We start from the raw sequence: 21,555 nt of genomic DNA on the forward strand, positions 1-21,555 counted from the left end.
TCCCTAAAGCCGGACTTGTGCCGGCTTGTTTTCGCCCGGCAAAGTAAATAAAGCTTACAAATTGGCTCATAAGGTAAGCATATTTACCTTGTGTTTTGCGACGTCTGCAAACTTCAGCTGTAACTACCACAGCTTGGGGTCAACAAATGCAAACCAATGTCCAACCATGCTGGGTGTAAATGCATTCGACCGCTGGAAACAGCCACATCGCCATCGCGGCCATGCAAGCCACCACAGTCCGCGCCGCCCGCCTGAGTGGTACATATTCCGCACTACCTATCTGCTCATCCCTGCAGAAACGGCTCACTATCGCCGCCAAGGTGGTGCGGCATGAACACCATCGCCCAACTCCCCGCCCCAGTACTGACGCAAGCACACTGTGATGCCATGGCCTATACCAAGGTCTGGCGATCACTATCAGCCTGCAAGGCACTTATGTTGTAAACACGAAATAATCTGGTCAAGCTCATGAGTTCAGTGTCTATGTCCTACTGTTTAGCGAGATTGAGCAGTGCAACTTCAAAGCGCTCACCACCATAAATGTACACCTGCCGGGCCCCTTTCGCGGGTGCGCTAACGCTTACGCCGCGCTACTCGAAATGTGCATTACTTTCATTAATTAGTAAGTTGGATGTTGCCGCCCAGATAATTCAGCGCTCAACCGTTGTGAATGCTCTCTCAGTTTCGGCGTCATCAGCACAATGGTGCTTTAATTGTTAAATATGGTGAGGAAGAGAGTGTTCAAAAATAAAACTGCTTTAACATAATGATTGCTGTGTGTTTCGGTAACTGCCATCTAGAGGATATTACGTCATGGAAAACTTTCTTGAGCAATTTGGGGCTTATGTTCCTTTGATCATCAATGCCGTGAAAGCATTGTTGGTGTTGATTGTGGGCTGGATTGTCGCAGGGGTAGTCAGCAGCTTAGTGCGTAAGCGGGTGAATGCGATACCGCGTATAGACCCCACTCTGGGCAACTTTCTTGCAGCCTTGGTGAAGTGGGTCATTCTGCTGGTTGTATTTATTACGGTACTTGGTCTGTTTGGTATTCAGGCTACTTCGCTGGTTGCTGTGTTGGGGGCTGCCACGCTGGCTATTGGCTTGGCGTTGCAGGGCACGCTGAGCGATTTAGCGGCGGGGTTTATGCTGATTGTGTTTCGTCCTTACAAACTGGGTCAGTTTGTGGATATTGGGGGCACGTCCGGTACGGTAAAAGATCTTAACCTGTTCGTGACGGAATTAGTGACGCCTGACAACGTGCAAATTATTGTGCCTAATGGGCAGGCTTGGGGGGCTATCATCACTAACTTCTCTCATCACTCGACACGCCGTGTCGATCTTGTGTTCGGGATTGGCTATGACGATGATGCTGATCTGGCCATGGCGATCATCAGCGGTTTGGCGGAGGCTGACAGCCGTATCCATGGTGATCCCGCACCTTGGGTAAAAGTCACTAACCTGGGTGCCAGTAGTGTGGACCTTACCGTGCGGCTTTGGGTCGATGCGGCGGATTATTGGGATGTGAAATTTGATATGACGAAAGCTGTCAAAGAAGCCTTTGATAAGCAAGGTGTTTCAATACCTTACCCGCATTCGGTAGAAATTCAGAAAGCGGGGTAAATGTTTCCGTTGATACGGTTTGGCAAGGCGCGCCCTTTAAAGGGCGCGCCTTGCTTTCGTTGTGATGGCGGTTACTCTTAATCGTCTTCGTCCCAGTGTTCCATAGCGCGTTTGTCATCGGGAAGTCGGACGATATCGCCTACGTTAAGCTTGTGGTGGGAATCGTGGTGGTGCCCGTGTCGGTCAAGAATGGCGGCAACGCTGCCGATGCTGACGGCATCTTCATCACGATAGGCTTCTACTTTTACCCGCACAATGCGGCCTAGATAACGGGCGGAGAGCATGGCGCCTGGGTAGGGCGGAGTGTGATCGGGGTCATTCTTAAAAAACTCTACAACGCTTGCGCTGCCAGGTTCGTCCCATTCGATATGCTGATGCATTGTCAGTGTCCTTTTGTTGAGCGGTATCAGATAGCGTGATGTTTAAGTGTAGTGTGCGTTGGTGTGATAGAGCCAATCACTGCTGAAGCATTGAGGTGCCACTCACATTCGCTGATTGGATAGCCTGGTCTTCAAAAGAACGTGTCTTCAAAAGCAGTGTGGGTAGTGCCTTTCTTTGTGCTGTTTATAGTTGGTGAGTGCATTAACCGATTCTTGCCGATGGTATTGGCTTATTCGTGTTGAATAATATGATTAACACTATGACGGCGGGGGCAGTGCTATTGGGCAAGCGTTTGAGCGTTTAACCAACAGGAGATCCTAAGCCATAAGAGACGTTAAGTATCCGTATGCGAGTTGGGAGGTGGCCGGTAGGGTTTGTTACTCCTTGATGGCGAGTCACGGGTAAGCCCTGATGTTTCCAGGCTGAAGGTTTGTAAACGGGTAGGGCATGCATAAAGGCGCTGTAGTAAGTCAGCAAGCGCTGCTTCATCTAGCTCTGGGTCTAAGCCCCCCAACCGTTCTAGCCACGTGCGCCTGATGGCGATGTAGGGAGGAACAGCGACGCCTGCGCCTAAAAAGCACTGGAGTAAGCGTTCGGATAAGCGGGGTGGTTCGCTGCCAATCAAAAGAGCATCCAGCGTGTACGTGTCTAGCTGGGGATAAAGTGAACACCATAGTTTGGCTGTTAGTGCCCGTTGCTGCATTGCAATCAACAACCAATCAGCTTGGCTGAGATATGCTGCTTGATTGATCCTTGCGCCCAGTGGCTGGGAAGGGGTAACAAGAAAGTGCGCGCGGTAGCGTTGCTCAATGCTCGGCACGCGTGGATCGGTGGTGGCGCTGGTCACGATAATGGGAAGTGTGTGGTCTGCAAAGCCTGTTTGGCGAATAGCGCGCAGGTGACGTGGTAAAAGGGCACCTGTGACTGACGCATCAACAATAAAGCAGACCGTGCCCATGTGAGTGGCTTCCTGTGTTGTGAAACCTGTTTGTTATTAAATCTATCGGTTTGTAATCAATTGTAGGTGTGAGTTTCTTTTGGTATCAAGCTAAAGTTTACGGTGATGAGGAAAATAATAGATGCTTGATATGCACCATGTTGGTGCTTACGGGTCTCTGGTTGGTCTTTATTGGTGCGTTTTTCTGAGCTAGGTGGCTTTTCAGGGCTAAGTTCGTTCTTTCGCAGAGCATTATGCTACATGAAGAAGCGCAGTATTTTATTTTTTATCTTTTGTAAAACAACTGCTTGTTGTTTTTTTATGCCATATTGGTGCAGAGTTGGCATGTTCCGTGCTTGGTATTAGGCAGCGGCTAGCGGGTCGTAGGCAGATGCCTCTCGGCGTGCTACAACGATAGCCGGTTTGTTTAATAACTCTTTTATCGGTAGCTTACTGTCACAAGCTTAAGCCACGTTCATACCGGAGGACACTATGTCAGCCAAGACTCTCGCGCTAATCGAAGAACATGATGTTAAATGGGTAGATCTGCGTTTCACCGACACGCGCGGTAAAGAGCAGCACGTCACCGTACCGGCACGGGACGTGGATGAAGAGTTTTTCGAAAATGGTCAGATGTTCGATGGTTCCTCTATCGAGGGCTGGAAAGGCATCAACGAATCCGACATGATTCTTCGTCCTGAAGATGGCACTGGTTTCCTCGACCCCTTCACCGAAGACGCTACCCTGATCCTGCGTTGCGATATTATCGAGCCTGCCACTATGCAGGGCTATGACCGTGACCCGCGTTCTATTGCCAAGCGTGCAGAAGCTTACCTGCAGTCCACCGGCCTGGGCGACACCGCCTTCTTTGGCCCTGAGCCTGAGTTCTTCATTTTCGACGAAGTCCACTGGAAATCTGACATTCAGGGTTCCATGTACAAAATTACCTCTGATGAAGGCGCTTGGGCGACCAGTAATCAGGTAGAAGGCGGCAACTTGGGGCACCGCCCGCGCGTTAAAGGCGGCTACTTCCCGGTTCCCCCGGTTGATAGTTTCCATGACATGCGTGGTGCAATGTGTAACACCCTGGAAGCGATTGGCCAGACCGTTGAGGTTCACCACCACGAGGTTGCTAACGCGGGTCAGAACGAAATCGGCGTTAAATTCAACACGCTGGTGAAGAAAGCTGACGAAGTGCAGGAAATGAAATACGTGATCCACAACGTGGCTCACGCTTACGGCAAAACCGCTACGTTCATGCCGAAGCCGCTGGTAGGCGACAACGGGTCTGGTATGCACGTACACCAGTCGTTCTGGAAAGATGGTCAGAACCAGTTCGCGGGTGACGAGTACGCCGGGCTTTCTGAAATGGCGCTTTACTACATTGGCGGTGTGATCAAGCACGCTCGTGCTCTGAACGCCTTCACGAACGCGTCTACTAACTCGTACAAGCGTTTGGTGCCAGGCTTTGAAGCGCCGGTTATGTTGGCCTACAGCGCTCGTAACCGTTCTGCCTCTATCCGTATTCCGTATACCGCCAGCCCGAAAGGTAAGCGTGTTGAAACACGTTTCCCTGACCCGACTGCTAACCCCTATCTAGCGTTCGCGGCGCTGCTGATGGCGGGTATCGACGGTATTAAGAATAAGATTCATCCTGGCGATGCCATGGATAAGAACTTGTACGACCTGCCGCCAGAAGAAGGTAAGTCAGTACCGACCGTTGCCAACAGCCTGGACCAAGCGTTGGAAGCACTCGATGCCGACCGCGCGTTCTTGACCGAAGGTGGCGTGTTTACTGATGATATGATCGATGCATACATCGACCTCAAGATGGAAGAAGTGGAGCGCATTCGCATGACCACTCACCCGATTGAGTTCGATATGTACTACAGCTGTTAAGAGCGATTGCTAAGCACAGCAGCTAGTATCACTCCCTCGGGTGTGACTGGCCTAAAACCCCGCTTCGGCGGGGTTTTTTTATACCACTGAATAGTGAGACGAAGAGGCCTGTTTGCAAGGGGAGAACGCTGTCTGCGGCGCCGCACTGATGCGGTGAGTATTTTTATTGATGATGAGTCATGCGCACTATAATGGTGCAATAAGTGACAAGCTGACCGCTCGGACTGCGCTATAACGGCACGCTACATCCCCGCCCCCTGCTCATTAGCCGTGCAAGTGGTCAATTGGCGCGCTTTTTGCAGTTTCTCTTTCATACGCTCGATAACGCTATTTTTTACAGCGACGCTTCAGGATACGCCATGTACCAGCGCTTACTTGAACACCTCACCACCGCAGTCTTACTGCTAGACGGTGAACTCCGTGTTCGTTGGATGAACCCGGCAGCGGAAGCGTTGCTAGCGGTGAGTTTTAGCCGTGTGCAGGGCATTAGTTTAGACACGCTGTTAGGGGGCGATGAGAGTATTGATGATGTCCTCGCTAAAGCGCGGGATGCCTTTCATCCCTATACCCAACGCGAAGCACGCATTACGCCGCTGAACAGCGAGCCATTAACGGTGGACTACACCGTGACCCCGCTTTCAGCCGATGAACTATTACTCGAAGTAGAGCCCCGTGATCGGCTAATGCAGATTTCCCGGGAAGAAGCGCTGACCACCCGGCAAGAGACCATCAAAGTGTTGGCGCGGGGCTTGGCTCATGAAGTTAAAAATCCCTTAGGCGGGATTCGCGGTGCTGCCCAATTATTGGAGCGCGATCTGGACGATCCTGCACTACGTGAATTCACCCATATTATTGTGGAAGAGGTGGATCGGCTGCGAGATTTGGTCGACTCCATGTTGGGCCCCAATCGCATCGTCAAACATGAGCCGGTCAATATCCATAAGGTGTTAGAGCGGGTGCGAGCGCTGCTGATTGCCGAGCATCCGCATGTTGAGATCCGTCGTGATTATGACCCGAGTTTGCCGGATCTTTCTGGCGATGAATCTCAAATGATCCAAGCGGTGTTGAATGTGGCACGTAACGCGGTACAGGCCATGAGTGATGCAGCAACGCCTTCGCCGGAACTTATGCTGCGCACCCGCGCACGCCGCCAATTTACGCTGGGGGCTGAACGCCATCGTTTAGTCAGTGAAGTGGGGGTTATTGATAATGGCCCTGGCATACCTGAAACATTACGTGAAACGCTTTTCTATCCCATGGTTTCTGGGCGCGCTGAAGGTAGCGGCCTAGGGCTATCAATTGCTCAATCGATTTTGCACCAACATCAAGGATTGATCGAATGCGACTCACGCCCAGGGCATACCGAATTTCGTTTACTGATTCCATTGGTTGTTAATTTCACCGGAGAAGCGTCATGACTGAGGCGACACAAACCGATGTAGCACGAGTGGTTATTGTCGATGATGACCGCGCCATCCGTTGGGTATTAGAGCGGGCCTTAGCGCAGCCAGACCTGGATGTAGAGTGTATTGAACGCGCCGATACCGCGCTGGAGCGACTGTTAGAAAATCCACCGGATGTGCTGGTGACTGACATTCGTATGCCCGGCATTGATGGGCTGGATTTAATGTCCCGGGTGCGTGATGCACATCCTGACCTGCCGGTGATTGTGATGACCGCTCATTCGGACCTCGACAGTGCCGTGGCGTCTTACCAAGGGGGCGCCTTTGAATACCTGCCGAAACCTTTTGATGTGGACGAAGCGCTGGCGCTGGTGCGCCGTGCGGTCGCTCATGCAAGAGAGCGCCAGCGCCCGGTCAGCGTGCCGGAAGGGTTGAGTGCTGAGATTATTGGTGAAGCGCCCGCTATGCAGGAAGTGTTTCGCGCCATCGGGCGGCTTTCCCACTCCCACATCACGGTGTTAATTAACGGCGAGTCTGGCACCGGTAAAGAGCGTGTTGCTCAGGCGCTGCATCAACATAGCCCGCGAGCAGGCAAGCCGTTTATTGCGCTGAACATGGCGGCAATTCCCCGCGACTTGATTGAGTCCGAACTATTCGGCCATGAGAAGGGCGCGTTTACCGGGGCAGCGCAACAGCGCCAAGGCCGCTTTGAACAGGCTAACGGCGGAACGCTGTTTCTCGATGAAATTGGTGACATGCCCGCTGAAACGCAAACGCGCTTGCTGCGTGTGTTAGCAGATGGTGAATTCTATCGCGTGGGCGGCCATACGCCTGTAAAAGTCGATGTACGTATTATTGCCGCTACCCATCAGAATCTGGAATCGTTAGTTGACGATGGGCGGTTTCGGGAAGACTTGTTCCACCGCTTAAACGTGATTCGCGTTCATCTGCCGCGCCTTGCCGAACGTCGGGAAGATATTCCGCGTTTAACGCGCCATTTCTTAGCGGAAGCTGCCAAAGAGCTGACCACCGATATCAAGGTGTTAACACCCGAAGCAGAAGCACACCTCACCCGTTTGCCGTGGCCGGGGAATGTTCGTCAATTAGAAAATATTTGCCGTTGGCTAACGGTAATGGCTTCCGGCCGCGAAATCCTCATTGAGGACTTGCCCCCAGAACTGCTCTCGATCAGCGCTTCTGAAGGTAGTGTTTATGGCGATTGGCGTTCCGCGTTCAGAGATTGGGCGGACCACGCCTTGGCAGAAGGCCATACCCACCTGTTGGAAGAAGCCGTGCCGGATTTTGAGCGCATTCTGATTGAAACGGCGCTAAAACATACCGGTGGCCGCAAAGGCGAAGCCGCCGAATTGCTCGGCTGGGGGCGCAATACACTTACCCGTAAATTGAAGACGCTGCTGCCTGCGTTAGCAGATGATGCCTAACCGACCCTTCTTTTAACAAATAACCTGTTAGCGACCAATCTATTCGCGGCCAATCTATTCGCAACCAACCTGTCAGCGGTTACTCCGCCGCTGGCAGTACAAAAACAGCATCTGCTAATGCAGGGTCGGGTAGCTCACAGGCTTCTGTTGACCAGGGCAGTAAGCTGAAGGTGTGATCTACCCCCAGCCCATCAAGTTGGTGTGGCACTCCGTCGTGATAAATCACATGGCCCAAACCCATCAAGCCAACGGCCAATTTGCCCTCCAAGGCGGCGTTAGCCAGCCCTTCGGCCATCGCAACGTCCCAGCTAAGCTGGGCCTGTAAAAAGCGTCTCAGCATAGTGGGGTCGTCGTCACCCATTGCATGCTGGTCAAATACGTCTTTTAAGCGCCTTTCATAGCCAGCGCTTGGCGGTAACGGTGCAGGTATATGGTGTCGCTGGTCGGCAGGCACGCTGCTGAAGCCGTCACGCGCTAAGCGCTGACGCAGCTCGGGAGTAATGTTTAGGGCGATCAGAGGAATCTGTTGAATACGCGCGAAATGGAGAATGGGTAAGTAAAGGTCAGCATCAAACCCCCAGTTCTCCTCCCAGCCGGACTGTTCCAACAGCGCTTCTTCGGATAACAAGCCCGCCACCCAATCATCGAGTACGGGTTGCGCTTCCCGGGGCAGCATTTCTAACCCTATGACCATATCGTCACGCAGCGCGTAAAGCCCCGCTAGGGTGTGCAACTGCCAGCGGTGGTGGTCAATGGCATCATGCTGCTCGCCCAAGAGAACAACCTGGTGCTGTACTGCTTGGGCTAAAACAGCGCTGTTAGCAATGGCATGTTGCGATTGCCACCACTGGCCAGGAAGAGGGCAATTGGCATGAGCCGCTAAAGGTAGCCAGCCTAGAGCCATGGCAGCGATGAAATGGTGGCGCATGGGCGTTGTGTCCTAGCGTTCTTCTGCTTTAAGGCGATTGATCTCAGTCAGAATAGCTTCTGCTTCTTCCGTCAATGTGGCGTTAGCTCTCATGTCACCATTGCGCGAAGCTTGCATTGCGGCCTGTAGTTTACGCTCGTAATCTTGCTGGAGTTTTTTCTTGGGATCGCGTTTAAATAGACCAAGCATGAGTGTTCTCCTGTTGTTTGTACATCATTTGTATAGCTTTGCTTGGCGTATGTCGACTATTTGTTGTAACACTTCGTTAGCAGAAGTACGTTTGCGGTCCATGTTGAGCTAAATAGCGCGGCTTTAAGAGCGCTATTTTCAAAGGCGTAATTTTTAAGGACATCGTTTTTTAAGGACATAGCTTTTAAAGACATCGCTATTGAAGACACAGCGCTAAAAACCGCTCGAAATCAGAAAGTATTGTATCGAGACTGTTCTGCAGGCGATGGTCATCGTCAATCATGCGTAGTGAAAGTCGCTGACAGCGGGCATGTTCAATGACGGGGCCAGGCGGTACGACATCATCTCGCCATCCATGAATGATATGCGTGTGTTGTGCTTGCAGTGTGATTGAGGTTTGCGGGTAATCTGGCAAGCCAAGAGCAGGGGCTAATAAAAAGCAACCTAACACGGGTTCCTGGGCACTAACCGCTGCACTTAACCATCCGCCGAGACTGGAACCCGCCAAAACACAGTTAGCCAGTGTGTCGTTGCGTTCATCAATCACGGCAAGTAAATGCTCTAAACGCTTCTGCGGCTCTTTTAAGCCACGGTAGTCCATGACGACCGGTTCGCAGTTCTCAAACTTCTCAGCAACCCCTTTTAGCGCTTGCACCTTCAGGGCACCAGGCCCGCTTTCCAAGCCGTGTGAAAGGTAAACAGTCATCATAGCCATTAGCTACTTGCGGAGCGCTGAATAGCTTCGCCGCCTCGTTCAATATCTTCACCTGCGCCGCGAATAGTGTTGCAGCCACTTATGACCAGAAGTGCCACCATCATCAATAAACTGATCGCCATTGCACGCTTCATTGCAGGAATCCTCATCAGCTGAGCACTTGTAGAGCGGTTTTAGGTACGCTGTTATTAAAAATAATCGTTGCAGGCAGTTGGTGCCATCAATTTCCCATCGTTTGAGCGCTGGCTGGCCGTGTGATTTTGTCGCATGTGTCAGTTTTAGCCATGAAATAGCGGCGTTTATCTCTTAGTCTAGTATTTCGATTGATTCTTAAGATATTGTTTCTTATTTGTTTTTTCGTTAAAAATGGCACTTGGCCTATTGTCTGCAATAACCTGACTACAGCCGTAATGTTGTTACTCTAATTTTTAAGTGGAAGTAATCGCTAAAAACGCTTTGCAGCAACGTTAGCCACAATGAGTCAACAAGCGTGAGCAGGCTAATAGGTAATTAGGGAAGGCATGGAGCCATATTAGCAAAAGGATGTGAAAGGACATTTAGCCTGCTCACCCTTATCAGTGTAAGGAAACGCTGATCATCACCGCTAGGGAATAGCATTGATGCAAAATCACCATCTCGTGAAAGCGAGGTGGTTTTTTTGCGTCAATTAATTGTGTTTAACACTTTGATTCTTCTGTATATTTAACTTTTCCAGACTTTTTGAACAACTTTTGTATCAATAAGCGTGACATTTTGGTCTATCCTCTGGTGTAAACCAAAATTTAGCGGTTAGAAGACGTCAACGTAGCAGCCGCACACTTCCAGGGACAAGCGCTATGGCGATGGTATTGATGTTATGCATGTTTGTGCTGTTTCTAGGGTTTTCGGGAGTCGGTCTTTATATGATGTTCAAGACATCGTTTATGACCACAGTAGAGGATCGTGACGATATGCCTCCCGATATGTAGATAATTAAAACAATAGATAATTAATCGACAATACCAAAGCCACCTGCGTCCACGTTGGTGGCTTTTTGCTTTTATTGATACGGCGTAGAGCGGCCAACTACAGAGGGTTATCCCATCCAATAAAGACTCAGTAGCGCAAAGCCATAGCCCAGGGCTGCGCCGGCAATGACATCGCTGACATAGTGCAGCCCAAGCCCCACCCGCGAAATGGCAATCAGTAAACTAAGGGGAATCACAATAGGTAGCAACCAGGGGGTATGAGCGGCGACCAACACGCTGAACATCACCGCATGCATGGTGTGACCACTGGGGAAGCTGTATTTGTCTCGGGCAGGCTCGCCACAGTGGACGCCACCGAGGTAGGTGATGAACGGACGTTCGCGACACAGCCGCGTTTTTACCAACTTATAAATAGCGACTGCAAACAGTGCGATGGCGCTGTACTGCATGATTCGCCAAGCACCATTAGGCTGTAACCAGGGCTGTGCAGCGATTAATAATACCCAGACAGGCCAGTCTCCCAGCTTACTTGCCGTTTGCAGCGTTAGCCGCCAGGGGCGATAAAGCGTTAGCTGTGTTACCCGCTGGCAAAGCTGCCATTCAAAGACATCAAGACGATCGAATACGACAAGCGGACGCGGACGCATGGTGAGTCTCCTGGGCATTTTGTAAATAGCGTAAGAACTGCTCTGCGATTCCCGGCCAGCTTTGCTCTAGCGCGCGTAGGCGGGCGGTTCTACCTAGGCGGGCGTAGTCAGCAGGGTGCTGGCATAACGCGACGGCAGCCTGTTGAAAAGCAAGCGTATCGCCAGGGGGGACGGTGATGCCGTTGTGCCTGCTTTGAATCAGCTCGGCGCTGGCGGCGTGGTGATATGCCACGACTGCCAGCCCGCTGGCCATGGCTTCAGTCACCACATTTCCCCATGTTTCTGACTGAGAGGGGAAAATGAACATATCGGCACTGGCATAGTGGCGTGCTAGCGCCTGTTTATTCACAAAACCGGTGAAATGAGCATCGGGTAGCGCCTTTTGTAACTGAGCGCGGCCTGGGCCATCGCCAACAATGACGTGTGCCATATCGGGGCGTACGTCACTCATGGCCTGCAGCGTTTCTTGCAGTAACGCGAGGTTTTTTTCTGGGGCTAAGCGACCCACATACAGCGCAACAGGTTGATGTTCGCTAACCCCCCACTGTTCGCGTAGGGTGTCGTCACGGTGGGCTGGGGAAAATATATCGCCATCGATGCCGCGTGAGAGCACCTTTACACCGCGGATATCCTGAGCGCGTAGCGCTTCAGCCTGTTGTTGCGTAGGCACAAGGGTAAGGTCGCAGCCGTTATGGAAGTAGCGTAAATATCGCCGCGTGGCAGCAGCTAGCCAGGAAACCCCGTAGTCATGGCAGTAGTGATCGAAATTAGTATGCCAGCCAGCCACTAAAGGTATGTTCAGTTGGCGTGCTGCATGCCGAGCTGCCCAGCCCAGCGGGCCCTGGGTTGCCAGATAAATATAGTCGGGACGCTGCTTCTGCCAGAAACGGCGAAGTTTTGAAGGTCTGGCAAGGCCAATCTGCACAGCGTTATAACCCGGTAGCGCTAACCGCCGAACCTGAAGCTCTTGGGACGGTTCTTGATAGGGTTCCTGATACGGCTCTTGAGAAAGCCCTTGAGAAAGCCCTTGAGAACGCTCTTGAGCAACATTGATGGCGCTGGCAGCCATGTTTGGTTTAGGGCGAATAACATCCACTGTTACCCCCAACCGAGTGAGTTCACGACATAGCCTATTTAAGGTATGCGCAACACCATTTATTTCTGGTGACCATGTTTCGCTAACGATACAGAGTCGCATGGGCGATCCATCCCTTTATCACGTTTTTACTCACTATTTCATTCACTATTTCATTGACTATGCGTAGCGACAGTGACACTGCCAAGACAGCCTAGTGAACATGGGATGACAGGCCACCATTTTTAATGGTGAAGCCGTTAGTGAATGGTGACGCCTTAGCAGATCAAGATGTCGATCAGGTTGCATTTTCATGGTTATCAAAAAAAACGCTAAAAAATAAAACTTTAAGAAGAATGACATATATCGGTTTTAAGGTAGCTGACGACGAGGTAAATATATCCTCGATTGTGCCTTCGCAATGCGCAATTAAAAGCTCAGTAAGCAGCTTAAACATAATTTTCGTTTTTTATGACGACCCTTTTCTGATGAATGTTGGGTTGAAAAGAAATTAAATTAGAAGACTTCATTGTCTGAATTATCTTGCAACTAAAAGTGCTGATAACAAGCGCTAACTACTTTAATGGGATCAATCATGTTTAAAAAGGCGACACTTGCTCTAGCTATTAGTGGTTTGTTGGGTGCCTCTGCAGCTCAGGCGGCGGTGGTATATGACCAAGATGGCACGACGCTAGATATCTACGGTCGCATCGCCATGGGGTTTGAAGGCGGTGGCGAAAAAAATGGCGTTGATAATGGCGAGGAGTTCCGTAATTTCGGTTCTCGTTTGCGCTTTACGGCAGGCCATCAAATCAACGCAGACCTGCGCGCGTTTGCACGGGTAGAGTGGCGTTTTACTGGGGATGAACGCAGCCGCCCGGGCTTTGACGAGGTGCGTAATAGCTATCTGGGTCTTGAAAGCAAGCAGTACGGTACCTTCATGGCGGGTAACTATAACAGTTACTACGATAACTACGTGATGACACCGTTCGATGTTTATGTAGAGCGTGGCTATGAATTTGCTGGCGGTGGTCTTCAGGCGCGTGGCGACTCTCTGGGCTATAAAACGCCTGAAATCAACGGTTTTCAGGCTGTTTTCTCAGCAAAACACTTTTCTGAGCGTGGTCTCACAGAAGCGCAGCAGTCTAGCGAAGGTAGCGTTATCGCCACACAAGGTGGCGTCGTTTACGCGGCTGGCCCCTTACGTTTAGCACTCGGTTATGTAGAAGATAGCGTTCGTGGCGGTGGCAACGGTGAAACACGTTTTGGTACTACGGCCGAGTACGACATCAATGACGCTTTCTCTGCGCGTTTAGGTTATGAAACCCGTGGTGATAACGATAAGCGAGGAGGCGGTTTCGACACAGTAGGCCTAGGTGGTAGCTTTGCCACCGGCGCTTGGACCTTCTATCTCGATTATTACAACATTGACGTAGACAACGCTGATAAGGATCGCGATGCTTGGGCCGCTGCGGCGCATTACGATGTTTCTAACAATTTTGATGTGTTTGTCGAGCTAAATGATGCTAATAAAGATGCCAATAATAACTTCGAAGATGATCTGTATTACGCAGTAGGTGCTCGCTATCACTTTTAAATGATAAATAGCTTCCTTAGCGTTTAAGCCACTTATTAAGATCGTTTTGCCGATGTGCTAAAAGTACATCGGCTTTTTGCGTTATGCTATCTATGATAGTAGTTAAATGGTTTTAGGAAGCGTGCATGAATTCGCCTTGGTAAGGCGTGGTTAGTCTAAGAGTTTCTTTGTTGCTGGCGTTTGGCGCTTTTTCTCGCGGCGACGCTGCTTGGCTAATGCGTTGCCGTTAGCCAGCTCCTCTAAGTAGGCGATTTCTTCGTCGCTGAGCGGTTTACGCGGTTGGTTTGTCATTGATGTCACCACATTGTCAGGCCTTTCTGGAACGCTAACGATGAACGATGACATCAATATGAAAGGAGCCATTAAGATGCGTTTTAGCCGCCATGGGATTGCGCTAGGGGGAGTCACTTACCAAGAGGAAGGGCTTTCGGGCCATTTCTATTAAGTGAAACGGCCCGGTGTACTCACATAGTCATGATGCTTTCAAAGCCGCCATAAATAAGACGCTTGCCATCAAAGGGCATGGGATTAACGTCCATTTGTAAGCGTGGATCTTCCATGACTTTTGGCATAGCGACATCGCGTACCGCTTTGGAAGGCCACTCTATCCATGAAAAAACAACGCTTTCGTGATCTTTTCGCTTAACCGCCATGGAGAACGAGGTGACCTCTCCTTCGGGAACATCATCTTCCCAGCACTCTACCACTCGCAGTGCGCCGAACTCTTTGAACACTTCTGCGGCGGCGCGGGCGTGCTCAATAAACGCAGATTTATTAGCGGTCGGCACGGCAGCGATGAAGCCATCGACATAGGGTGTGGCGGTAGTATTCATGCTGTTTCTCCTGCGTTTGCTTTGGGTGGGAGTTCTCGAGCGGGGCGTACTTCAATGCTGCCCAGTCGAGCTGGCGGGATGCGGCTAGCCAACTGCAGTGCCTCATTCAAGTCGCGAGCTTCCAGTAGGTAGAAGCCAGCCAGTTGCTCTTTGGTTTCGGCAAAGGGACCATCGGAGATCAGTGTCTCGCCATCACGCACGCGTACGGTGGTAGCAGTCTCCGTTGGCTGTAACGGCTGCCCGGTAAGGTAGTTGCCGCTGGCGCTCAGGCGCTCGACCCCCGCGATACACTCCTGGTTGAGGTCGTACCACTCCTGTTCGCTCATGGCATTGATAATTTGCTCTTGGTAATACACTAGCGCAACGTACTTCATGGAACGTCTCCTTCAGTGGCTAAAGAGCAGTTTTCTGACGGAACGTTTACCATCCAACCGACGCCAAAGCGGTCGGTTACCATACCGAACCCTGGCGACCAGAAGGTCGCTTCGAACGGCATGACAATCTTTCCACCCTCCGCTAGTTGAGCAAAGGTTCGTGCGGCTTGCTCGATATCCCGATACTCCAATTGAATCTCTACCCCTTGAGGTGGTGTATAGCCGTCAGCCGCCATATCGGCACCCATCAAGCGGCGTCCACGCAGGTTCAGCGAGGCATGGATAACGTGGTCATGAAGGGCGGGCGGTACGTGCTCAGCGGCAGGCGTTTCAGCGTAAGTCAGTAGGCATTCCAACTGGCCACCAGTGACGTCGGCATAAAACTGCATGGCCTCACGGCAAGTGCCGGGAAAGGCTACATGCACGTTCATGGCATCCGGCACACGGGCAAGGTTACGGTGCTGCTCAATGCCAGCACCGGGCTCAAAATCCTCCAACGAGAAGTAGCGACGCAGCTCAAGCGTCACGTTGCCATCGGCATCTTGGGTGGGCCACTGCTTAGCCCAATGAATGGCCTCTTCAAGTGTTGGTGCTTCTAGTACGCTGTAGCCGGCAATGCGCTCACTGGGGTGCGAAAAAGGCCCTGGGAGAATGGTGGGAGTACCATTATCGAAGCGGATCAGGCAGCCATCGCTGGTTGGATGTAAGCCATCACCGTCTAAAAATACACCTGCCTCAGTTAAACGCTGGTTATAAGCAGCCATGTCGGCAAGCAATTCCTGGGAAGGCATAACGCCATTTTCGGTATTGGTATCGGCACGGCGAATTAGCATGAATTTCATTGAGAGTCTCCTGGATGATCCGAGGGGGTACTCTCACTAGTCGTTTGGGGCGAGCGGAAATCGACATGGCCGAACTATTTTTTTATCACGTTTTTTATCAAGGCTGTTTTAGCTCAGACAGCCGCTTTAGCAAAAAGCGCTTCTCTGGATCATGAGTAGCCAGCACAAGTGCCTGCTGATAGGCACTACGCGCTGCATCATATTGGCCTTGGCGGCGCAGCAAATCCGCTTGTGCTGCATGAAAAAGATGATAGCGGCCCATTTGTGGGTGATGCGCTAACTCATCAAGAAGCTGCAAGCCGGTTGCCAGCGCACCATTCATGGCAATGGCCACTGCGCGATTCAGCGCCAGAATAGGGGAGGCGTTGCGGCGGCATAGTGCATTGTAGAGCCTCACGATTCTTCCCCAGTCGGTCTGCTCGGCGCTGGTAGCCTGTGAGTGTTCCGCGGCAATCGATGCCTGAAGTGTATAGTAGCCGGCTGGTGTAAGCGCTAGCGCCTGCTCAAGCCATTCGATGCCGCTACGAATGTCCTCTTGGTGCCACAAATCTCTGTTTTGTTCGTCCAGGGTGATTAAGTCACCCGCGCTGTCTTGGCGTGCATCGCGACGAGCATCATTAAGCCGCATCAGTGCCATCAATCCAAACACCTCGCCACTGGGTAGCAACCTTGCTAACGCCTTGCCGAGGCGCATGGCTTCCTTCGTCAAGCTGACATCAACGACCTGGCTGCCCATGCTGCGTGAGTAGCCTTCGTTGAACACTAAATAGATAACCTGGAGTACATCCGGCAGGCGCTCGGGGAGTGCTTCGCTGTCAGGCACTGCATAGGGGATGCGGGCATCGCGAATTTTGCGCTTAGCGCGCACGATGCGTTGCGCCAGCGTAGTGGGTTTCATAAGTAACGCACTCGCCACCTGCTCGGTGGTGAGGCCGCACATTTCCCGTAGGGTTAATGCCACGCGGGCTTCCATGTTCAGGCTTGGGTGACAGCAGGTGAACAACAGGCGCAGTGCATCGTCTTGGATCGTCGCTGGTTCTAGATCCAGTGTCTCTTCGGGGGGTAACAGCAAATGAGCTCGGCGGCGTGCCGTGCTGCGTTGGCGAATCTGATTAATCCCACAGTGGTAGCCGGTACGAATTAGCCAGGCTTGAGGATTGTCGGGCGAACCGTTAATCGGCCATTGCTGAACCGCTGCCACAAACGCGTCCTGCATTGCTTCTTCGGCAAGCTCAAAATCCCCTAGCAAGCGAATCAGAGTCGCCTGTACGCGCCGGGAATGATCGCGGTATAAGGTGTCGAGGTCATTACATTCTGTCTTCATAGACCAGTATTCATCACAGAGATCCATACGCTACCGGCAAAAAAATAGCCGAGCAGCGAGTTATTGTTATTAGCTCAAACGTAGCGCATGAAATCTCCGATGACGTGCTTTTCTAATGCGTATTTTTCTTAAGCCGCGGTGTTAACCATCGGTGCGCTTTCGAGTGGTGCTATTAAAAGGATGAAGAGCATCGCGGGGCACGTAGAAGCGCAATGTTTCACCTTCACGAACGGCTGGCTGGCCCGCGGTGCGAATCACCGTGGGTTGTTCGCTGTCGGCGAGATTAACGTACAGATGGCTTTCCGCGCCTGCTGCTTCAAAGAGCATGAGTGTCGCGTCGATGGCTAGGTGTGGCGCATCGGGGGCGGTGAGGTGCATGTCGTCTGGGCGAATGCCGAGGGTATCGGTGCCTTCGGGAAGGTGATCCAGCATGCCGCTTTGAGTACGCAGGTAATCCAGCGGCAACATGTTCATTGCCGGGGAGCCAATAAATTCCGCAACGAACATGGTGGCCGGACGGGCGTAGATCTCCATCGGGGTGCCTACTTGCTCAATTTGCCCGGCATTTAGCACGACCAAGCGGTCGCCCAGGGTCATGGCTTCCAACTGGTCGTGGGTGACATACAGGCTGGTGGTTTTTAGGCGACGCTGTAGTTGTTTAATCTCCACCCGCATCTGCACGCGCAGCTTGGCGTCCAGGTTGGAAAGCGGTTCATCGAACAAGAAGGCTGAAGGCTCGCGCACCAGTGCTCGGCCCATGGCTACCCGCTGGCGCTGGCCGCCGGAAAGCTTGCGCGGTTTGCGCTCCAGGAAGTCTTCAATCTCCAACATCTTGGCCGCTAAGCGCACGCGTTTATCGATGTCATCTTTTTTGAAACCGCGGTTCTTTAAGCCATAAGCGAGGTTGTTGTAGACGGTCATGTGCGGATAAAGCGCGTAGTTCTGGAACACCATAGCGATATCGCGCTCGGCGGGTTCTAGCTTATTGACTACCCGGTCGCCGATTTTGAGCGTGCCTTCGGTAATGGTTTCAAGCCCCGCGACCATACGCAGCAGGGTCGATTTGCCACAACCGGATGGCCCGACGAGTACTACAAATTCACCATCTTCAATCTGTAAGTCGATGCCTTTGACGGCGTGAACATCGCCGGTATAGGTTTTCTTCAGCCCTTCCAAGGTAATGCTGGCCATCTTATTTCTCCGTCTCGGTCAGGCCTTTCACAAATAGGCGTTGCATAAACAGAATCACCAGTACCGGCGGCAGGGCGGCCATTACCACTGCGGCCATAATCAAATGCCACTGGGGATTTTCTTCCGAAGTCATGCGCTGGATACCCATCACAATGGTGTAGTAGTCAGGATCGGTGGTGATTAGCAGTGGCCACAGGTATTGGTTCCAGCCGTAGATAAACATGATCACAAACAGCGCGGCGATATTGGTCACCGACAGTGGCATCAAGATGTCTTTAAAAAACTTCAGTGGCCCGGCGCCGTCGACGCGAGCGGCTTCGAGCATTTCTTCGGGAATGGTCATAAAGAACTGGCGGAACAGAAACGTCGCGGTGGCCGAGGCAATTAACGGAATTGACAGCCCGGCAAAGCTATTGAGCATGTTGAGATCCGCAACGACCTGAAACGTTGGAATAATGCGCACTTCGACGGGCAGCATCAGCGTGATGAAAATTAGCCAGAAGAAAAACATCCGAAAACGAAATCGGAAGTAAACAATTGCAAACGCCGACAGTAGCGAGATCGACAGTTTTCCTACGGTAATCGCCATGGCCATAACAAAACTGTTCCATAGCATCATGCCTGCTGGTGAGGCTCCTGCGTTGGAAACGCCGGACTGCCACATACGGGTAAAGTTTTCGATACCATGGGCGCCGGGCAGCATCGGCAGTGTACCGCGTAGCAAGTCGCCTGGCGCCTGGGTAGATGCCACGAGCGCAACGTACACGGGGAACACCACCACCGCGACGCCAATCATCAACGTCAGATGAGCAAAAAAATTCGCCCAGGGTCGGTTTTCAACCATTGAAAGTCTCCCAAACAATTAGCCAGTGGTGTTAGTAGTTCACGCGGCGCTCGATAAAGCGGAACTGCACCACCGTGAGTGCGACCACAATGGCCATTAAAATCACTGACTGAGCGGCCGAAGAGCCTAAATTCAAGCCTACGAAGCCATCGGCGTAGACCTTATAGACCAGCGTGTTGGTGGCCTGGGCGGGGCCGCCTTGGGTAGTTGCGTGAATAATGCCAAATGTATCGAACATGGCGTAAACCACGTTAACGACCATTAAGAAGAAGGTAGTTGGCGTGAGCAGCGGGAAAATAATCGTCCAGAAGCGCTTAGTCGGGCTGGCGCCGTCAATGGAGGCGGCTTCAATCAGCGATTGTGGGATTGACTGTAAGCCCGCTAGAAAAAATAGAAAGTTATAGGAGATCTGCTTCCAGGCGGCGGCAAAAATCACCAGCAGCATGGCGTCACTTCCCGAGTTGCGGTGGTTCCACTGATAGCCCACCATTTCTAGCATATAGGGCACAATGCCAATCGACGGATTGAAGATAAACCACCACAGCACACCAGCAATGGCAGGGGCAATCGCATAGGGCCATACCAGCAGTGTGGTGTAGGTACTACGTGAGCGAATCATCCGGTTGACGGTGCTGGCCAATAATAGAGCCACCGTCATTGACAGGAGTGTGGTACCGACGGCAAACACCGCTGTCACGGAGAGCGAGTTAAGATAAGCGCCATCGCGAAACAGGCGAGCGAAGTTTTCCAAGCCCACAAACGTCGAGCGCAGCCCAAAGGCGTCTTCGCGCAATAGCGACTGATACAACGCTTGGCCAGCAGGCCAGATAAAGAAAATCAGCGTCACAATCACCTGGGGTGCCAGCAGCGCGTAGGGCAAAAAGCGACCAGGGTAGGTCATGCGTTTAGTTTGCATGGGCAGCTCTGCAAATGGTTAGTAAATATAAGCATCGACAAACGAAATCGCCGCCTACCCAGTGGGGTAGGCGGCGAAGTGAGTACTTATTTACTGGTTGGCAGCTTCAAAGTCACGGAGTAAATCATTACCACGTGCCACTGCGTCGTCAGCTGCTTCCTGGCCCGATTTGCCACCGGTCATCACGGCTTCCATCTCTTCGGAGATAATGTCGCGGATCTGTACAAAGTTACCAAACCGCAGTCCCTTCGAGTTCTCGGTCGGTTCGTTTAGCGTCATCTGCTTCAGTGAAATATCGGCGCCTGGATTCTCATCGTAGTAGCCCTGCTCTTTGCTCAAGTCCCATGCCGCTTGAGTGATGGGCAGGTAACCGGTTTGCTGGTGCCACTCGGCTTGTACCTCAGGCTGTGAGAGGTACTCAAAGAAAGCGGCAACGGCTTCATACTCGTCATCGGTGTGGCCTTGTAGTGCCCACAGGGTGGCACCGCCAATGATGGAGTTCTGTGGCGCGCCATCTACGTCGTCATAGTAGGGCTGCATACCGAAACCGACTTCAAAGTCAGAGTTAGCAGCGACATCCGCACGGGAAGCAGAAGAGCCGAAGAAAATCGCGCAGTCCTGGGAGTAGAACAGCGGCTCTGAGTCAGGGCCAGAACCGGGGCCGCCCCACTTAAAGACACCCTCTTCCTGCCAGTTATGGAGGTTATCCCAATGGCGGGCGACCAGCTCATTGTTGAAGGTAAGCTCGGTTTCCATGCCGCCAAAGCCGTTTTCCAGCGTACCAAGTGGCACGTTATGCCAAGCGGAGAAGTTTTCCAGCATTACCCAGCTAGGCCAGGAGGTGGTAAAGCCACAGCTGGCCGCCCCAGAATCGACGATTTGGCGCGAAAAATCGGCCACTTCAGACCAGGTTTGTGGCGCCTGCTCAGGGTCTAGACCCGCTTCCTCAAACATGTCCCGGTTGTAGTACATAATCGGCGTAGAAGAGTTGAACGGGAACGACAGCATGTTGCCGTTGGTGTCGGTGTAATAACCAACCACGGCGGGCAGGAAGGCTTCGCGATCAAACGCGCGGCCATGCTCTTCCATCAACTCGTACACCGGGTAGATGGCGCCTTTGGCGTTCATCATAGTGCCGGTGCCGACTTCAAAAACCTGCAGAATATGCGGCTGCTCGCCCGCACGGAACGCCGCAATGGCGCCGGTCATCGTTTCGGTATAATTGCCGCGGTAGCTGGGTGTGACGTGGTAGTCGTCCTGAGAAGCGTTAAACTCCTCCGTCATTTCTTCAAGGATTTCACCAAGCTGGCCTCCCATGGCGTGCCACCAGGTCACTTCGGTCGCAGAATGGGCAGAAAGGCTAAACGTGGCCGTAGCCACCCCTAGGGCAAGCGCGTGCAATGTGAAACGAGACATAACGGCTCCTTGTG

At 52.1% G+C, this 21,555-nt stretch carries 23 protein-coding genes; 6 read left to right on the top strand and 17 right to left on the bottom strand.

Features of this window, described 5'->3' with window-relative positions; translation table 11 throughout:
- Positions 1-166: 166 nt before the first annotated feature.
- Both NDQ72_01120 and NDQ72_01125 read left to right on the top strand, forming a co-directional pair.
- Positions 167-334, top strand: coding sequence for a hypothetical protein (locus NDQ72_01120; protein WKD28576.1), 168 nt, complete (start codon positions 167-169; stop codon positions 332-334).
- Between the two features lie 479 nt (positions 335-813).
- Complete coding sequence (locus tag NDQ72_01125) at positions 814-1,620, top strand: mechanosensitive ion channel (protein WKD28577.1); 807 nt, start codon at positions 814-816, stop codon at positions 1,618-1,620.
- Positions 1,621-1,697: 77 nt separating this feature from the next.
- Here NDQ72_01125 and NDQ72_01130 read toward each other — a convergent pair whose 3' ends face one another.
- Together NDQ72_01130 and NDQ72_01135 are read right to left on the bottom strand one after the other, a co-directional pair.
- Positions 1,698-2,000 (bottom strand): hypothetical protein, encoded by a 303-nt coding sequence (locus NDQ72_01130; GenBank protein ID WKD28578.1) that lies wholly within the window; start codon positions 1,998-2,000, stop codon positions 1,698-1,700.
- 335 nt (positions 2,001-2,335) lie between these two features.
- Positions 2,336-2,959 carry a hypothetical protein gene (locus tag NDQ72_01135; protein ID WKD28579.1) on the bottom strand — a complete coding sequence of 208 codons (624 nt, stop codon included), beginning with the start codon at positions 2,957-2,959 and terminating at the stop codon, positions 2,336-2,338.
- A gap of 471 nt (positions 2,960-3,430) precedes the next feature.
- Here NDQ72_01135 and glnA point away from each other — a divergent pair, with 471 nt between their 5' ends.
- From glnA to glnG, 3 genes are all read left to right on the top strand, one after another.
- A complete protein-coding gene (gene glnA / locus NDQ72_01140) occupies positions 3,431-4,837 on the top strand; it encodes a glutamate--ammonia ligase (protein ID WKD28580.1) in 1,407 nt (468 codons plus the stop codon).
- A 359-nt stretch (positions 4,838-5,196) separates the two neighbouring features.
- Complete coding sequence (glnL, locus tag NDQ72_01145) at positions 5,197-6,255, top strand: nitrogen regulation protein NR(II) (GenBank protein ID WKD28581.1); 1,059 nt, start codon at positions 5,197-5,199, stop codon at positions 6,253-6,255.
- Entirely contained in the window at positions 6,252-7,682 is a 1,431-nt protein-coding gene (gene glnG, locus NDQ72_01150) for a nitrogen regulation protein NR(I) (protein WKD28582.1), read from the top strand. Before glnL ends, glnG begins: the two co-directional genes overlap by 4 nt.
- Before the next feature lie 79 nt (positions 7,683-7,761).
- On the opposite strand, the gene NDQ72_01155 is transcribed toward glnG, so the two are convergent.
- The 6 genes from NDQ72_01155 to NDQ72_01180 form a co-directional block, all read right to left on the bottom strand.
- On the bottom strand, positions 7,762-8,610 hold the full coding sequence (locus tag NDQ72_01155) for a ChaN family lipoprotein (protein WKD28583.1): 849 nt from the start codon (positions 8,608-8,610) through the stop codon (positions 7,762-7,764).
- 12 nt (positions 8,611-8,622) lie between these two features.
- A complete protein-coding gene (locus tag NDQ72_01160) occupies positions 8,623-8,799 on the bottom strand; it encodes a DUF6435 family protein (GenBank protein ID WKD28584.1) in 177 nt (58 codons plus the stop codon).
- Positions 8,800-8,995: 196 nt separating this feature from the next.
- The gene (locus tag NDQ72_01165) at positions 8,996-9,508 is read right to left on the bottom strand and encodes an alpha/beta hydrolase (GenBank protein WKD28585.1); all 513 of its coding nucleotides are present in this window, start codon (positions 9,506-9,508) and stop codon (positions 8,996-8,998) included.
- A gap of 5 nt (positions 9,509-9,513) precedes the next feature.
- On the bottom strand, positions 9,514-9,648 hold the full coding sequence (locus NDQ72_01170) for an entericidin A/B family lipoprotein (protein WKD28586.1): 135 nt from the start codon (positions 9,646-9,648) through the stop codon (positions 9,514-9,516).
- Between the two features lie 941 nt (positions 9,649-10,589).
- Complete coding sequence (locus tag NDQ72_01175; protein ID WKD28587.1) at positions 10,590-11,129, bottom strand: phosphatase PAP2 family protein; 540 nt, start codon at positions 11,127-11,129, stop codon at positions 10,590-10,592.
- Positions 11,092-12,327, bottom strand: coding sequence for a glycosyltransferase family 1 protein (locus NDQ72_01180; protein WKD28588.1), 1,236 nt, complete (start codon positions 12,325-12,327; stop codon positions 11,092-11,094). The genes NDQ72_01175 and NDQ72_01180 overlap by 38 nt, the downstream gene beginning before the upstream one ends.
- Before the next feature lie 472 nt (positions 12,328-12,799).
- Between NDQ72_01180 and NDQ72_01185 the strand changes: the two genes are divergently transcribed.
- A complete protein-coding gene (locus NDQ72_01185) occupies positions 12,800-13,801 on the top strand; it encodes a porin (protein ID WKD28589.1) in 1,002 nt (333 codons plus the stop codon).
- A 150-nt stretch (positions 13,802-13,951) separates the two neighbouring features.
- On the opposite strand, the gene NDQ72_01190 is transcribed toward NDQ72_01185, so the two are convergent.
- The 9 genes from NDQ72_01190 to ugpB form a co-directional block, all read right to left on the bottom strand.
- The gene (locus NDQ72_01190; GenBank protein ID WKD28590.1) at positions 13,952-14,092 is read right to left on the bottom strand and encodes a hypothetical protein; all 141 of its coding nucleotides are present in this window, start codon (positions 14,090-14,092) and stop codon (positions 13,952-13,954) included.
- Between the two features lie 173 nt (positions 14,093-14,265).
- A complete protein-coding gene (locus tag NDQ72_01195; protein WKD28591.1) occupies positions 14,266-14,634 on the bottom strand; it encodes a DUF1428 domain-containing protein in 369 nt (122 codons plus the stop codon).
- Positions 14,631-15,008 carry a YciI family protein gene (locus NDQ72_01200; protein ID WKD28592.1) on the bottom strand — a complete coding sequence of 126 codons (378 nt, stop codon included), beginning with the start codon at positions 15,006-15,008 and terminating at the stop codon, positions 14,631-14,633. The genes NDQ72_01195 and NDQ72_01200 overlap by 4 nt, the downstream gene beginning before the upstream one ends.
- Positions 15,005-15,850 (bottom strand): YciI family protein, encoded by an 846-nt coding sequence (locus NDQ72_01205; GenBank protein ID WKD28593.1) that lies wholly within the window; start codon positions 15,848-15,850, stop codon positions 15,005-15,007. The genes NDQ72_01200 and NDQ72_01205 overlap by 4 nt, the downstream gene beginning before the upstream one ends.
- 97 nt (positions 15,851-15,947) lie before the next feature.
- Positions 15,948-17,174, bottom strand: a complete 1,227-nt coding sequence (locus NDQ72_01210) for an RNA polymerase sigma factor (protein ID WKD28594.1) — start codon at positions 17,172-17,174, stop codon at positions 15,948-15,950.
- 141 nt (positions 17,175-17,315) lie between these two features.
- Entirely contained in the window at positions 17,316-18,365 is a 1,050-nt protein-coding gene (locus NDQ72_01215; GenBank protein ID WKD28595.1) for a sn-glycerol-3-phosphate import ATP-binding protein UgpC, read from the bottom strand.
- A 1-nt stretch (position 18,366) separates the two neighbouring features.
- Positions 18,367-19,209 carry a sn-glycerol-3-phosphate ABC transporter permease UgpE gene (gene ugpE / locus NDQ72_01220; GenBank protein WKD28596.1) on the bottom strand — a complete coding sequence of 281 codons (843 nt, stop codon included), beginning with the start codon at positions 19,207-19,209 and terminating at the stop codon, positions 18,367-18,369.
- Between the two features lie 31 nt (positions 19,210-19,240).
- Positions 19,241-20,125 carry a sn-glycerol-3-phosphate ABC transporter permease UgpA gene (gene ugpA / locus NDQ72_01225; GenBank protein WKD28597.1) on the bottom strand — a complete coding sequence of 295 codons (885 nt, stop codon included), beginning with the start codon at positions 20,123-20,125 and terminating at the stop codon, positions 19,241-19,243.
- A gap of 90 nt (positions 20,126-20,215) precedes the next feature.
- Positions 20,216-21,541, bottom strand: a complete 1,326-nt coding sequence (gene ugpB / locus NDQ72_01230; protein ID WKD28598.1) for a sn-glycerol-3-phosphate ABC transporter substrate-binding protein UgpB — start codon at positions 21,539-21,541, stop codon at positions 20,216-20,218.
- Positions 21,542-21,555: the final 14 nt, after the last annotated feature.

The sequence above is a fragment of the Halomonas sp. KG2 genome (genome assembly GCA_030440445.1).
GTDB lineage: Bacteria > Pseudomonadota > Gammaproteobacteria > Pseudomonadales > Halomonadaceae > Vreelandella.

Coding starts and splice junctions, on each gene's coding strand:
- NDQ72_01160 (WKD28584.1), bottom strand. CDS start 8,799: ATGCTTGGTCTATTTAAACGCGATCCCAAGAAAAAACTCCAGCAAGAT.
- ugpE (WKD28596.1), bottom strand. CDS start 19,209: ATGGTTGAAAACCGACCCTGGGCGAATTTTTTTGCTCATCTGACGTTG.
- NDQ72_01135 (WKD28579.1), bottom strand. CDS start 2,959: ATGGGCACGGTCTGCTTTATTGTTGATGCGTCAGTCACAGGTGCCCTT.
- NDQ72_01170 (WKD28586.1), bottom strand. CDS start 9,648: ATGAAGCGTGCAATGGCGATCAGTTTATTGATGATGGTGGCACTTCTG.
- NDQ72_01215 (WKD28595.1), bottom strand. CDS start 18,365: ATGGCCAGCATTACCTTGGAAGGGCTGAAGAAAACCTATACCGGCGAT.
- glnL (WKD28581.1), top strand. CDS start 5,197: ATGTACCAGCGCTTACTTGAACACCTCACCACCGCAGTCTTACTGCTA.
- NDQ72_01120 (WKD28576.1), top strand. CDS start 167: ATGCTGGGTGTAAATGCATTCGACCGCTGGAAACAGCCACATCGCCAT.
- NDQ72_01200 (WKD28592.1), bottom strand. CDS start 15,008: ATGAAGTACGTTGCGCTAGTGTATTACCAAGAGCAAATTATCAATGCC.
- ugpA (WKD28597.1), bottom strand. CDS start 20,125: ATGCAAACTAAACGCATGACCTACCCTGGTCGCTTTTTGCCCTACGCG.
- NDQ72_01185 (WKD28589.1), top strand. CDS start 12,800: ATGTTTAAAAAGGCGACACTTGCTCTAGCTATTAGTGGTTTGTTGGGT.
- NDQ72_01190 (WKD28590.1), bottom strand. CDS start 14,092: ATGACAAACCAACCGCGTAAACCGCTCAGCGACGAAGAAATCGCCTAC.
- glnA (WKD28580.1), top strand. CDS start 3,431: ATGTCAGCCAAGACTCTCGCGCTAATCGAAGAACATGATGTTAAATGG.
- NDQ72_01205 (WKD28593.1), bottom strand. CDS start 15,850: ATGAAATTCATGCTAATTCGCCGTGCCGATACCAATACCGAAAATGGC.
- NDQ72_01165 (WKD28585.1), bottom strand. CDS start 9,508: ATGATGACTGTTTACCTTTCACACGGCTTGGAAAGCGGGCCTGGTGCC.
- NDQ72_01180 (WKD28588.1), bottom strand. CDS start 12,327: ATGCGACTCTGTATCGTTAGCGAAACATGGTCACCAGAAATAAATGGT.
- NDQ72_01125 (WKD28577.1), top strand. CDS start 814: ATGGAAAACTTTCTTGAGCAATTTGGGGCTTATGTTCCTTTGATCATC.
- glnG (WKD28582.1), top strand. CDS start 6,252: ATGACTGAGGCGACACAAACCGATGTAGCACGAGTGGTTATTGTCGAT.
- NDQ72_01195 (WKD28591.1), bottom strand. CDS start 14,634: ATGAATACTACCGCCACACCCTATGTCGATGGCTTCATCGCTGCCGTG.
- NDQ72_01210 (WKD28594.1), bottom strand. CDS start 17,174: ATGAAGACAGAATGTAATGACCTCGACACCTTATACCGCGATCATTCC.
- ugpB (WKD28598.1), bottom strand. CDS start 21,541: ATGTCTCGTTTCACATTGCACGCGCTTGCCCTAGGGGTGGCTACGGCC.
- NDQ72_01175 (WKD28587.1), bottom strand. CDS start 11,129: ATGCGTCCGCGTCCGCTTGTCGTATTCGATCGTCTTGATGTCTTTGAA.
- NDQ72_01155 (WKD28583.1), bottom strand. CDS start 8,610: ATGCGCCACCATTTCATCGCTGCCATGGCTCTAGGCTGGCTACCTTTA.
- NDQ72_01130 (WKD28578.1), bottom strand. CDS start 2,000: ATGCATCAGCATATCGAATGGGACGAACCTGGCAGCGCAAGCGTTGTA.